Genomic DNA, 14,275 nt, shown 5'->3' with positions numbered 1-14,275 from the left:
TCTCCCTTTACTTGCTGTACATTATAACTCAACGCTTTTTGTTCACGTTTGATACCCAACGCAGTAACTACTACTTCGTCCAAGGTTTGCGTGTCTTCACCCATTGTGACTTTTAGGGGTTGGGCGTTGGCAAGCGTGATTGATTGGGAGGCATAACCGATATAGGAGATTTCTAACACATCACCTTTGGCAGCTTGTATTTTGAAATTTCCATCCATATCAGTAATCGCACCAGTAGCTGTTCCTTTCACCAGAATGCTAACTCCAATTAAAGGTTCACCTTGTGCATCTGTTACTGTTCCCGTTGCAACGATTGGTGTTTTTTTCTGTTGTTCTACTTCTTTCTTAGTAGAAAGTACAATATGCTTATCGACTATTGAATAACTGATATTTGTTCCTTTAAACAGCTGACCCATAACGTTAGTCAGCGACTCTTTAGAAACTTTAATAGATATGACACGATTAATATCGACGTCATTTGTGTTGTATACTACTGACATTGAAGTTTGTTTCTCTATCTCTTTCAATGCAGTATTTAGAGGTACCTTCGATAGATTAAGGGTAATCATTCGTTCCTGCCCATAAGCTGAGGCAAAACTCGAAAACAATAAAAGGAAAAATAACAAGTATGGAAACTTGTGTTTTATAATTTCTTTCATCTTATTCTTTTTAATTAGAAATAGTTTTTAGGTAGTTAACAAACATGTGCGGGTAATAAATATAACCGCCACTCATACAAAGGATCTATGTATCTCTGTTTCTCATATTTATAAATTTAAAGGTTACACTAAAAATGATTTTTCATAAGCGCTTATTCATCAGTAATACATTTGATACTGCAACCATACTAAACGAAAATAAGATTTTTTTTCGTAAAAAATGGTTAGACTAAGCATTTTTTTGAAAAATAAATACATAATCATTTGATAAATAGAGCATTAAGTAGTTCTGAAAAACTATTCAATTTATTACATTTGCATGCAATTTGCATATATTCAAATAACAGATAGATATAAAGAATCATTTTATGTTCAAATATTCAAAAGATGGAGTTTCTGTATTGACCATATTAGACACCAGAAGGGCTAAAATTAATGGATTATTTCCAGTTAAAGTTCAAGTCGTATTTAGGAGAAAGCAGAAATATTATTCTACGGGGAAAGAATTGTCAAAAGAAGACTGGGATAGATTGTTAAAGGCAAAAAGTCAGTTATTAATGGAGGTAAGGACTGATATCGAAAGTAGTTTTTCTATTATAAAACAACAAGTTAGCGAACTTATCCAAAAAGGAGAATTTAGTTTTGAAATATTGAGTATCAGACTTGGAAGGCATACGAAAGAAATCAATCTGCGTACAGCTTTCGAATTAAAGATGAAGGAATTAGAGGATAATGAGCAGGCAAGTACATATTTAAATTATCGAAGTGCTTTGAAGAGTTTAGAATGTTTTGGTGGTACCAATATTCCATTAGACAGAATTACTGTGGAGTGGCTGAAGCACTGTGAGCGGTTTTGGATTTCTAACGGTAAGAGCTATTCAAGTGTGAGTATTTATTTTCGAACCTTAAAGTGCATATTAAACCGTGCAGTACGAGATGGAATACTGAAAGAATCATCATTTCCTTTTGGAAAGAATAAATATGAAATACCAGAAGGACATGGTCGAAAGCTGGCTCTCACTCTTCCTGAGATAAAAAGAGTCATGTCTTTCCAGGATTCTACCAATGAATTAGAGGAATTTCGTGATTTATGGTTCTTCTCTTATTTATGTAATGGAATTAATTTTATGGATCTGTTATTTCTCCAGTACTCAAATATTGTAGATGGAGAAATCTGTTTTATACGTTCCAAAACATCCAGGACTACTAAACATAGTAAAGAAATACGTGCTACTATAACTCCTGAGATGTGGGATATCATTCATAAGTGGGGAAACCCTAATATAAGCCCACAAACCTATATTTTTAAATATGCCAAAGGGAATGAAGATGCTTTTGAAAAGATCAAATTAGTGCGTCGTATCGTTACTAAATGTAATAGAAAATTAAAAAAAATAGCCCAAGGTACAGGTATTGCTCAACTGACTACTTATACAGCAAGACATTCATTTGCGACAGTACTAAAACGTGGTGGAGCCAAAACGTCTTATATTTCAGAAAGTCTTGGTCACTCTAATTTAACTGTTACTGAGAATTATTTAGCATGTTTTGAAAAGGAAGAGAGGATTAGAAATGCTCGACTACTGACTAATTTCGATAATAAAATGTAAATTTGAATGGTGCATGCAAATTGTATGCACAACGCTACTTTTTGTGTTTATTGCATAGGCATAAAATAAATGAGTATACGATAATATGATGAATTATAGAAAAATCTCATTGTGTCTAATATCATTACAAGATATGATTAACCATATGGTTAATCATATCTTGTAATGTCGCATTTTATAAATAATAGAAAACATGAAATCAGTAAAATCAGCACATTCTTAAAAAAATGCATATTTAATGTGTCTAGAATGTAATATATTACACTAAACTATATAAGAATTAGAAATAAAACCTTTATTCTTGATTTGTATTCAACGGCTTGATTTAAATAAACGTTATTAATAATTATATGGTTATTAAATCGTTTAAAATACAGGCGTTTTAATATAAATAACAATATATAGAATCATATTGTCATTTCAGAATCAAGCGAAAAATTAAATCAAATAGAGAAAAAGTTCTTTCAAAGTGCCCATATTTATCTTGGTTTTAAAGGAACTGGTGTTTCCTTTAAAACCAAAATGCCGTTCCTTTTAAACCAACGACTGCTCCGTTCGTATATTTTAAAGCTCTTTCATAGAATTGAAGATGGCATTTTTATGCACTAAGCAATTGTTTTATGCAAACACATCGCATAATCTTGCAATAAATTATACATTTTTTTGCTATTTATTAGATTTCATAGACTTTGACTACCTGGCTATTCTTAAAAATAGAACATAAAGAAGTATGAAAACAGCTATAAATTCATTACTCCCAATCAATCACGCTTGCCAACGCCCAACCCCTAAAAGTCACAATGGGTGAAGACACGCAAACCTTGGACGAAGTAGTAGTTACTGCGTTGGGTATCAAACGTGAACAAAAAGCGTTGAGTTATAATGTACAGCAAGTAAAGGGAGAAGCTTTAACAGCGGTGAAAGATGCCAACTTTATCAATTCGCTTGCAGGTAAAGTAGCCGGTGTGCAGATAAGCAGCGGTGCTACAGGTGCCGGTGGTGCTACACGTGTTGTAATGCGTGGTATGAAGTCATTGACCAAGAATAACAATGCTTTATATGTGATTGACGGTGTACCTATGTTTAACACAGGTTCAAGTGGTGGTGACGGTCAGTACGGATCAATGGGTGGTTCTGATGCAGTAGCAGACTTAAACCCGGACGATATAGAAAGTATAAGTATGATGACCGGACCGTCAGCTGCTGCCCTTTATGGCTCTGCCGCAGCCAATGGAGTAGTCCTGGTTAACACAAAGAAAGGGAAAAAAGAAAAGATATCACTTACTGTTTCCAATAGTACGACCTTCTCCAAGGCATATATTATGCCTGAGATGCAGAACAGATACGGAACAAGTTCAGGCTTGTTCAGCTGGGGAGATCTGACAGATAAAAGATATGATCCGAAAGACTTCTTCAATACCGGTAGTAATATTATAAACTCCATTACATTATCGACAGGAAGCGATAAAAATCAGACTTACTTCTCAGCTTCCACGACAAATTCAGATGGTATTTTACCAAATAACAGCTACAACCGCTATAACTTTACCGCACGCAATACAACTAACTTCCTGAATGATAAGCTGACACTGGATATCGGTGCGCAATATATCATACAGAATAATACCAATATGGTATCTCAGGGACAATATTACAATCCCCTACCCGCTTTGTATCTGTTTCCACGCGGAGATAATTTTGATGAAATCCGCCTGTACGAACGTTACGATACAAATTACGGATTTATGAAACAATACTGGCCTTATGGCGACGGCGGACTGTCTTTGCAGAATCCTTACTGGACTCAAAACCGCATCAGACGTACCTCTGACAAAAAACGCTATATGCTGAATGCCTCTCTGAAATGGAAAGTTACAGACTGGTTAAATATCACCGGACGTGTCAATTTGGACAACTCGGATTATCGTAACAAAACAGAAAAATACGCTTCAACACTTGCCACTTTCTGCTCTGTCAATGGTGGTTTTGAAGATGCTATGCGTCAGGAACGTTCTTTATATACCGATTTAATGGCTACTGTTGATAAAACATTCGGAGATTTCCGTCTGAATACCAATATAGGTATGTCACTTTATCACACTTCCATGCAGACAATCGGCTTTGCTGGTGACCTGATTATACCTAACTTCTTTGCACTGAATAATATTAATTACGCTGCAAACTATAAACCACTACCGGACGGATACGATGACGAAGTACAAAGTATATTCGCTAATGTCGAATTAGGATGGAGAAGTCAACTTTACCTCACGTTGACCGGACGTAATGACTGGGATTCCAAACTGGCTTTCTCCAATCAGTCTTCATATTTCTACCCTTCTGTCGGCTTATCGGCTGTACTGACGGAAATGTTCGCTCTGCCTAAAATCATATCTTATGCAAAAGTACGTGGTTCTTACACAGTTGTAGCCTCTTCTTTCGACCGCTACCTGACTAACCCGGGATATGAATATAACAGCCAGACTCACAACTGGGCAAACCCGACAGTTTACCCGATGGACAATCTGAAACCGGAGAAAACCAAATCATGGGAAATCGGTCTGAACTTGAAGTTCTGGGAAAACCGCTTCAATCTGGACGCAACCTATTATCGTTCCAATACTTTAAACCAGACATTTAAAGTAGATATTCCCTCTTCCTCCGGATATAATAAGGCAATCGTTCAGACTGGTAATGTACAAAACCAAGGAATCGAACTGGCGCTCGGCTTCACCGATGAATGGGCAGGATTCAGATGGGCATCAAATGCTACTTTCACTCTGAACCGCAACAAGGTAAAACGTCTGGCAGGCGGTAGCACCAACCCTGTAACGGGCGAACTGATCGATATGCCAAACATGCCTGTAGGATGGCTTGGTAAAGAGAATGTAGCTCCCCGAGTAATCTTGACAGAAGGAGGTACAATGACCGACATATACGTGTACAATGAATTAACCAAAGATAATAACGGAAATATAAAAGTGGATGCTCAGACCGGAGGACTTAGTATGCATACGGCAGAGACTCCTACCAAAGTCGGAAATTTGAACGCCAACTATAATTTAGGCTGGACCAACAATTTCACTTACAAAGGAATCAATCTGGGAGTCGTACTTTCCGCACGTGTAGGTGGTCTGGCATACTCAGCCACGCAAGGTGTTCTGGACTACTATGGCGTATCAAGTATCACGGCAAATGCACGTGACAATAAAGGTGTACCAATGAATAACGGAAAAGTAGATACACAGAAATACTATCAGACCATCGGTACCGGTGAAGGCGGTTACGGAAGATACTATTTATACAGTGCCACCAATGTCCGTCTTCAGGAACTCAGTCTTAGCTATACACTTCCCAAGAAATGGCTGAACAATGTAGCCAATGTAACCTTCGGGCTTGTAGGACGCAACCTGTGGATGATCTATTGCAAAGCACCGTTTGACCCTGAATTGTCTGCTTCTACATCCAGTAATTACTATATGAATGTGGACTACTTCATGCAACCGAGCATGCGCAATATAGGATTTAATGTAAAAGTACAATTCTAAATTAATGAGAAAATTATTATGAAGAAATATCTAAGAAATATAACAGTCGGTACTGCTTTGGTATTAGTTGCCGGGAGTTGTACCGGTAATTTTGAAGAATACAACACCAATCAATTCCAGATTCATGAAGCTGACCCTTCTACTTTGATGAAGTCAATGATTGAGACGATCGTAAACATTCAACAGAATGACTCGCAGATGATGGATCAGATGGTCGGTCAGTTAGGAGGCTATCTGACATGTGCGAATGTATGGAGCGGCACTAACTTCGGCACATTCAATCAAAGTGATGCCTGGAATGCAGGTCCCTGGAATACTAATTTCGAGAAAATATACGGTAATTTCTTCCAGATACAGGAAGCAACTAATGAAAGCGGGCACTATTATGCTTTTGCACGTATGATACGGGCCATAACCATGCTGCGTGTTGCCGATTGTTACGGTCCGATGCCCTACAGTCAAGTGAAAAAAGGTAACTTCTATGTAGCTTATGACACAGAAGAACAAGTCTATAAGAATATAATGGAAGATTTTGCAAGCGCTGCCAACGTACTCTATAACTATTACAAAGATACCAATGGTAACGCACCGCTCGCCAGCAACGACCCTATATTCAGCGGCAATTATGCCAACTGGGCAAGACTCGCAAATTCCATGCGACTGAGGGTGGCTATCCGCATCAGTACAGCATATCCGGAGATGGCAAAAGAAAATGCGGAAGCTGCCGCATCTCATGAAGCCGGACTGATCGAAGCAAATAATGACAATGCCATGATGGATTGCGGCTCGCAGACAAACCCTTACCAATTGGCAGCTGTAAGCTGGGGTGATTTGCGTGTCAATGCCAATATCGTTGATTATATGAACGGATACGGTGATCCGCGTATGTCTAAATACTTCAACCATTCAACATTCACTGGTCACACTCAGGAATATGTGGGCATGCGCTCCGGAGAAGATGGTTTTGCCAAAAGTGACGTTGCAGGTTATTCCATACCGGCCATCACAGGAACTTCAAAGCTATTGGTATTCTGCGCTGCTGAAACAGCATTCCTCCGTGCGGAAGGCAAACTGAAGAACTGGTCTGTCGGCAATAAATCGGCTAAAGAGTACTATGAAGAAGGAATCAAACTCTCCATGGAACAGTACGGCACAACAATGCCTGACAATTATCTGACAAATACCGAAAAACCGACAGTATCACATAATAATGATCCCAGAGGCCATGCATATACCATCTCCAACACCGTTGCCGTTGCATGGAATGACAACAATGAAGAAGAAAATCTTCAGCGTATCATTACTCAGAAATGGATAGCCAACTATCCGTTGGGACTGGAAGCATGGGCTGAATATCGCCGTACCGGTTATCCGGAACTCTATCCTTGCATCGACAATCTGTCTCCATCAGGAGTAGACAGCAAGCGTGGTATGCGTCGTCTGAGATTCCCTTACACGGAAGTACAGAACAACCATTCCAATTATCAGCAAGGTGTTTCGTATCTGAAAAATGGTGGTCCGGATAATGAAGCCACAGATTTGTCGTGGGGAAAAACTAATTAATATAACCTCCTAACTAGAATTAATATGAAAAAGAATTATTTACTATATTTTTTATTGTTAGCGTTGAGCACCCCAATATGGGTGAGCTGTAATGACTGGACAGAATCAGAAGCAAAAGATTACTTCGAAGGTCCTTCAGAAGAATACTATGCAGCCCTGCGCGCATATAAAAAGTCTGATCATCCCAAAGCTTTCGGATGGTTCGGCAACTGGACAGGCGAAGGCGCTTCATTAGTAAACAGCATGGCAGGAATCCCGGATAGCGTGGATGTCGTTTCCATCTGGGGGAATTGGTCGAATATTACAGAAGCGCAAAAGAAGGATCTCAAGTTCTGTCAAGAAGTAAAAGGAACTCGCTTCACCATGTGCTTTATCATCACTTCGGTAGGTACACAGATCACTCCACAACATATATATGACAATTGGGAGTCAATGGGATTCGCAAGCCAACAGGAAGCTGTTAATGATTTCTGGGGCTGGCCTTCGGACGAGTCTGATAAAGAAGCCGTCGAAGCATCTATACGCAAATATGCAAATGCTATCGCTGATACGATCAACAAATACGGCTATGACGGATTCGATATCGACTACGAACCAAACTATGGTAATAAAGGTAACATTGTGGACGACGATGACAGAATGTTCATATTCGTAGACGAACTTGGCAAACACTTCGGTCCTAAATCGGGAACCGGCAAGTTATTGATCATTGACGGCGAACCGCAAAGTATAAAGAACAGACCCGATGTAGGCCCTTACTTTGATTACTTTATCATTCAGGCCTATAAACCCGGTAATGACAACAATCTGGACAAACGTCTGATAGACGGTGGTGTAGCAGGTCCGGGACTCGTTCAGACTTACGGTAGCGTAATGTCCGAAGAGCAAATCACAAAGATGACCATCATGACCGAAAACTTTGAGGCTGTAGATGCTGCTATGGATGGCGGATATCCTTATACCGACCGTTATGGCAACAGCATGAAATCTTTGGAAGGAATGGCACGCTGGCAACCGAAAAATGGTTTCCGTAAAGGCGGAGTAGGAAGCTATCATATGGAAGCAGAGTATCCGACAAATCCGGAATACAAGAATCTACGCAAAGCTATCCAGATTATGAATCCTTCTACCAAACCGTTAATTAAATATTAATTCACTATGAAACAGATTAAAAACATAAGAAACTTCTTGTTGATATCGCTTATCGCAGGCGGTACATGGATCGGCTGTGACGATGCGAATTATAGTACATTGGACACGCACGTCTTCTTCGAAGAAGCTTTAACTGCAACAAGCACCAAAGTGACTGTTATGGGCAGCGGTGAAACCAATGTCACACTGAACGCGCATATCAGCAATACACAACAGAAAGACAACAGCTATAGTCTGGCAATAGATCAGGCTGCTCTTGACGCATACAACAAGGCTAATGGTACAAACTACATCGCATTGCCGGAAACCCATTACACCCTTCCGGACAATATTACGATTAAAGCAGGCGCTTATAATGCAGATCCCATTTCCATACATATCAAAGCATTCTCCGAGGAAATGAATGCATCCGGTGAATCATATGCTTTACCCGTACGCCTGGTAGCAAAACAAGGTAGTATTGATGTAATGCCTGTTACCGGTAGCTTGGTGATTCTTGCCAATAGTATCATGGAATTTTCCGCCCCGCAATTTGTTGGAAGTACAGAACTCGTAGCCCAGAAATTCTCTGAAGCTCCTGAAACCTACAACGAGTTTACTGTCGAAGTTCGTTTCCAGGTAAGCAATACTGCCAATCGTAACCGTGCAGTATTCAGCACATCCGGCAGCGACGGCAAGAGCTTGTTATTGCGTTTCGAAGATCCGCAAAGCGACAATAGTGACCACAAAGCTCACTCATTAGTTCAGATTCAGACTCATGAAACCTATCTGAATCCGACCTACTCTTTCGAACCTAATAAGTGGCAACATCTTGCTGTGACATACAACGGTTCTAAATATCGTATCTATATTAACGGTAAAGACGGAGGTTCAAAAGACGTTGCCGGCGGGCCTTGTATATTTGGTAATATGAGTTGGTTCAGTGGCGGTAGCTGGTGGAGCGGATGTAAAATCTTGGTAAGTGAAGCCCGTATCTGGTCTGTATGCCGGTCGGAAATTCAGATTCAGAACAACATGACTATCACAAGTCCAAAATCTCCGGGATTAGAAGCTTATTGGAGATTCAATGAAGGTAAAGGTAATGTATTTGAAGATGCTACCGGTAAAGGGCATACTATTACCACAACAGTCACTCCTGTGTGGATAGATAAGATTCTGTCTACAGATGAAGCTACTCCATGGAAATAAAATGATGGTACAATTTTAATATAGTTACTATGAATAAAGTATTTCAATCAATAATCATTACACTCATGAGTGCAATGATCCCTTTCTTCTCATCTTGCAGCGATGATGATTCGGTCAACGAATGGGATATGAGCTATGTTTCTTTATTGCCGGCAGATTATTTGAGACCGACTCCTTCGTTTACACTAAAGCATGTGGAAGAAGAAGGTATTGAAGGCAGTGTTGAGTTTCAGTTTATGGCTACAACACAAAAAGCTGTTGCCCAGGATATAAATGTAAATATTGACGCTACCTGTGATGGAATCTCAGCAGATAAGATCAACTTAACTTCCAAAACAGCCGTAATAAAGGCAAATGCTACAGCTTCAGAACCTATTACCTTAAGTATTACGGACTGGGATGAGTTGGAAAGTATCAAAGGAGAGGCAAACTATACTCTGAGAATAAAAATAACAGGTATAGAATCAACAGCAACAGATGTTGCCAATGCAGCATACTATCAGGAGATAGTGCTGAAAATCTCTAAAAGCGCTGAAAGGAAAAAGGAGAATGTACTGCTCACCAATGCTAAAGACTGGATCTTCACCTTTATGGAAGGAGTAGAAAATCCTGAATCAAACTCGGTCGCAGGAACAGGAAGCAGTGATGTTGCGACCAACGGAATACCTTTCTGGTTGACTGTTGACCTAAAAACAGTGAAAACTCTGACAGGCATTCAAACCAGACATTGGGGAGCTGGATATGCTCCTACGAAAGTCGAGATATTCACATCTGAAGATGGCGAAAAATGGGTATCCATCGGTCAATGGACTACAAAGGGAGGAACTCAGACTATCACATTTGAAGAAAGTGTCAAAACACGCTATCTGAAGTATCAGATGATCACTGTTCCCGGTCGTGTAGATATTACAAGATTCTATATATATTCTTGGGAATAAGTGTATGGAATAAGTTTTCCATCAATAAAATACCGGACAAGAGCAGACTTACAAGAAAAATGTATAAGTTTGCTCTTGTTTTTATATAGAGCTACAATCCACCTTTAGCAAACATAAATTAGATAAAATGAAAAAACATCATCTATTAGGAGTCATTCTTTTATGCAGTGGACTATTTTCCTGTTCTTCAGGAGTTATTCAGCAGGCAAACTACGAAGTTATTCCTCTGCCTCAGGAAATCAAAATTACGACCGGAAACTTTGTACTAAATGACCGTACTTCCATCGTCTATCCGAAAGATAACAAGGAAATGCAGCAAAATGCAAATCTGTTGGCGGAATACATTCATCAGATGTCCGGCAAAAAGCTGAAAGTCACTGACGAGCCAGTCACTTCAAACGCAATAATCTTAGCAACAGGTCTGAATGCAGACAATGCCGAAGCATATCAACTAAAAGTAACCCAAGACAACGTAACCATCACAGGTACTTCAGAAGCAGGAACTTTTTATGGCATACAGACTTTACGGAAGTCACTCCCAATTACAAACAAAGGAGACATAAGCCTTCCTGCTGCCGAAATTAACGACTATCCACGTTTCTCCTATCGCGGAGTACATTTAGATGTTTCACGCCATTTCTTCCCGGCCGACTCTGTCAAACACTTTATTGATATGATGGCTTTACACAATATCAACCGTCTTCATTGGCATCTGACCGATGATCAGGGATGGAGAATTGAAATCAAAAAACGTCCGGAGTTGACCACTATCGGTTCCAAACGCTCGGAGACAGTCATCGGACATAATTCCGGAGAATATGACGGCATTCCCTATAGTGGTTTTTATACACAGGATGAAGCTAGGGAGATTGTAAAATATGCAAAGGAACGCCATATCACAGTAATACCGGAAATTGACCTTCCGGGACATATGCAGGCTGCGCTTGCTGCTTACCCCGAATTGGGTTGCACGGGCGGCCTCTATGAAGTATGGAAAATGTGGGGAGTATCAGAAGATGTGCTCTGTGCAGGAAATGACAAGACACTGACATTTATAGAAGATGTCCTGAATGAAATTGTAGATATTTTCCCATCCGAATATATTCATGTCGGTGGTGATGAATGCCCGAAGGTACGTTGGAAGAAATGCCCGAAATGTCAGGCACGTATCAAGGAACTGGGGCTAAAAGCCGATAAAGGTCACACAGCCGAACAAAGACTTCAGAGTTATATCATAAATTATGCGGAACAGTTTCTTAACGGCAAAGGACGTCAGATCATTGGCTGGGAAGAAATACTGGAAGGAGGACTGGCACCCAATGCCACTGTCATGTCATGGAGGGGCATAGAAGGAGGAATTGAAGCAGTGAAGCATAAACACGACGCAATCATGACACCCAGTTCATTCCTGTACTTCGATTACTATCAGACCATGGATACAGACAATGAACCGCCTGCTATCGGAGGGTATGTACCTTTAGAAAAGGTATATAGCTACGAACCGGTTCCTCAGATACTCACTCCTGAAGAAGCTAAGCATATCGTGGGCGTACAAGCCAATTTATGGACGGAATATATCCCTACTTATAGTCAGGTAGAATATATGGAACTACCCCGTATGGCCGCATTATCAGAAATACAGTGGACTATGCCGAAGAAAAAAGAATATGCGGATTTCCTGAAACGATTGCCCGGACTGATCGCTGTCTATGACATCAATCAATATAACTATGCCAAACATATCTTCCAGGTAAAGTCCCAATATATCCCTGATACCGAAGCCAACGTATTGAATGTTGTCTTATCTACTATTGATAATACTCCGGTCTACTATACACTCGATGGCAGTGAACCTACAGCCAGTTCCAATATATACACGGACACGCTGAAAATCGGTCAAAGCTGCACACTGAAAGCAATCACTATCCGTCCCAATGGCAGTAGTGCTGTGTTGAAAGAGGATATCAAATTCAACAAAGCCACCATGAAGCCGATCACCATGCAGCAGCCCATCAATGAAAAGTATAAATTCGAAGGAAAGAATACACTCATTGACGGACTGGCAGGAAGCAGAAATTACCGTACCGGACGATGGATTGCCTTCTATCAGAACGACCTTGAAGCAGTGATTGACCTGCAACAGGAGACTCCGATAAGCAAAGCATGGGTACGCACCTACGTAGAAATAGGAGAAGAAATTCTTGATTTACGCGAACTTTCCGTAGCCGTATCAAACGATGGGAAAGAGTATAAAGAAGTAAAATCCGAAGTTTACCCCGCCGTCAGTAAGGAAGATAAGAATGGCATCTATACCCATGAACTTTCTTTCGATACAGTGCAGGCACGTTATGTAAAAATAGCAGCCCGTCCGGAATATAACATACCGGCATGGCATTGGGGTAAAGGAAGACCGGCATTTATATTCGTAGATGAAATAGGGCTGGAATAAAACTTAAAAAGGTATGTCGCCCAGCGACATACCTTTTTTTAACATTCTCTTTATCCTCTTTATTTTTTAGACAATCGAATAATCCGTCCTTCCTTCTTATAGCTGAAGTGATTTGTATGCATCAATACATTCAATATTTCGTCCGGAAGATTATCAGTAGAGAATTCACCGGTGAACCGTTCGGTCTTCAGACTTTCGTCATCATACACAAACTTCAAGTCATACAGTTTCTCCATAATATTTGTAATCTCCAGCAATGAATGTTGCTTAAATTTCAATTTTCCGTTAATCCACAGAAGAACTTCGGTCGGCTCGGCATATTCTATTAATTCAGCCTGATAGGTCGTTGTATTAATGTTCAACGTTTGTCCCGGTTTCAGCAGATAGCCATTATTGACGGTTCGCGGAGATTCCATTCGTACAGAACCTTGTAACAGAGTGGTCACTACCCTGTCCTCTTCTTCACGTGCCCGTACATTAAACTTTGTACCCAATACACAAGTCTTAATATGCTTCGTATTTACAATGAATGGAGCATGCTTGTCACGAGCCACTTCAAAGTAAGCCTCACCCGACAAATCAATCTGACGATCCGTACTCCAGAAAGAGTTACGGTAAATAAGCTTCGTAGATGCATTCAGCCAAACCTTACTACCGTCCGGAAGCACTGTTTGCGCTCTCTGTCCACCGGTAGTCATCACTGTATAATCAGAAAGTTTATTGGAAAGCAATCCCCACGCAATTCCGCCTGCGAAAACAAGACCTGCCAGAAAAGCGGCTGCCGCGGACGCATAACGTCCCCATCGAACCGATATACTTCTTCGCTTGGCTTTTTTCTCCTTTTCACGTACGAGCGACTTAAACTTCGTCAGTGACGCTTCTGTGTCTACAGCATCCATCACTGCCATACGGTCGCCTACAAAAAGGGTATAATATAGCTGCTCTAGTATTTGTCGGTTTTCCGGTGCTTCTTCACACCATAGTTCTACCTGCTGACATTCTTCGTCATTGCATCCTCCCCTCAGGTAGTTCATCAAGATAGATTCATCCATGTTCAATCATCCTTTTACTATAAAAAAATATAATACCTCTGTTATTAATACAGTTGGCAGCGCAAATATACTAAACTAAAAAAGAAAAAAATATTTTCTCCCGTTTTATTTCGTTT

The 14,275-nt window shown here is 40.2% G+C and carries 9 protein-coding genes; 7 read left to right on the top strand and 2 right to left on the bottom strand.

Annotation, left to right across the window (positions count from 1 at the left end):
* The coding region (locus tag KTR07_RS12790) for an STN domain-containing protein (protein ID WP_217315430.1) at positions 1–659 on the bottom strand (659 nt) is incomplete at its 3' end.
* Positions 660–1,027: 368 nt separating this feature from the next.
* Here KTR07_RS12790 and KTR07_RS12785 point away from each other — a divergent pair.
* The 7 genes from KTR07_RS12785 to KTR07_RS12755 all read left to right on the top strand — a co-directional run bounded on the left by KTR07_RS12785 (position 1,028) and on the right by KTR07_RS12755 (position 13,107).
* Positions 1,028–2,269, top strand: a complete 1,242-nt coding sequence (locus tag KTR07_RS12785; RefSeq protein ID WP_011107591.1) for a site-specific integrase — start codon at positions 1,028–1,030, stop codon at positions 2,267–2,269.
* Between the two features lie 746 nt (positions 2,270–3,015).
* Positions 3,016–5,817, top strand: a complete 2,802-nt coding sequence (locus KTR07_RS12780) for a SusC/RagA family TonB-linked outer membrane protein (protein ID WP_074855782.1) — start codon at positions 3,016–3,018, stop codon at positions 5,815–5,817.
* A gap of 18 nt (positions 5,818–5,835) precedes the next feature.
* A complete protein-coding gene (locus KTR07_RS12775; RefSeq protein ID WP_008765834.1) occupies positions 5,836–7,380 on the top strand; it encodes a SusD/RagB family nutrient-binding outer membrane lipoprotein in 1,545 nt (514 codons plus the stop codon).
* Positions 7,381–7,404: 24 nt separating this feature from the next.
* Positions 7,405–8,532 carry a glycoside hydrolase family 18 gene (locus KTR07_RS12770; RefSeq protein ID WP_008763540.1) on the top strand — a complete coding sequence of 376 codons (1,128 nt, stop codon included), beginning with the start codon at positions 7,405–7,407 and terminating at the stop codon, positions 8,530–8,532.
* Positions 8,533–8,538: 6 nt separating this feature from the next.
* A complete protein-coding gene (locus KTR07_RS12765; RefSeq protein WP_016267699.1) occupies positions 8,539–9,720 on the top strand; it encodes a DUF1735 and LamG domain-containing protein in 1,182 nt (393 codons plus the stop codon).
* A gap of 29 nt (positions 9,721–9,749) precedes the next feature.
* Positions 9,750–10,658, top strand: a complete 909-nt coding sequence (locus KTR07_RS12760; RefSeq protein WP_032850749.1) for a DUF4999 domain-containing protein — start codon at positions 9,750–9,752, stop codon at positions 10,656–10,658.
* Between the two features lie 127 nt (positions 10,659–10,785).
* Complete coding sequence (locus KTR07_RS12755; RefSeq protein WP_008765836.1) at positions 10,786–13,107, top strand: family 20 glycosylhydrolase; 2,322 nt, start codon at positions 10,786–10,788, stop codon at positions 13,105–13,107.
* Positions 13,108–13,166: 59 nt separating this feature from the next.
* Here KTR07_RS12755 and KTR07_RS12750 read toward each other — a convergent pair whose 3' ends face one another.
* The gene (locus tag KTR07_RS12750; RefSeq protein ID WP_008765837.1) at positions 13,167–14,159 is read right to left on the bottom strand and encodes a FecR family protein; all 993 of its coding nucleotides are present in this window, start codon (positions 14,157–14,159) and stop codon (positions 13,167–13,169) included.
* Between the last annotated feature and the right edge of the window lie 116 nt (positions 14,160–14,275).

The sequence above is a fragment of the Bacteroides sp. MSK.20.82 genome (assembly GCF_019052485.1).
Taxonomy (GTDB): domain Bacteria; phylum Bacteroidota; class Bacteroidia; order Bacteroidales; family Bacteroidaceae; genus Bacteroides; species Bacteroides thetaiotaomicron.
This window is presented reverse-complemented; position numbering and strand designations above follow the sequence as displayed.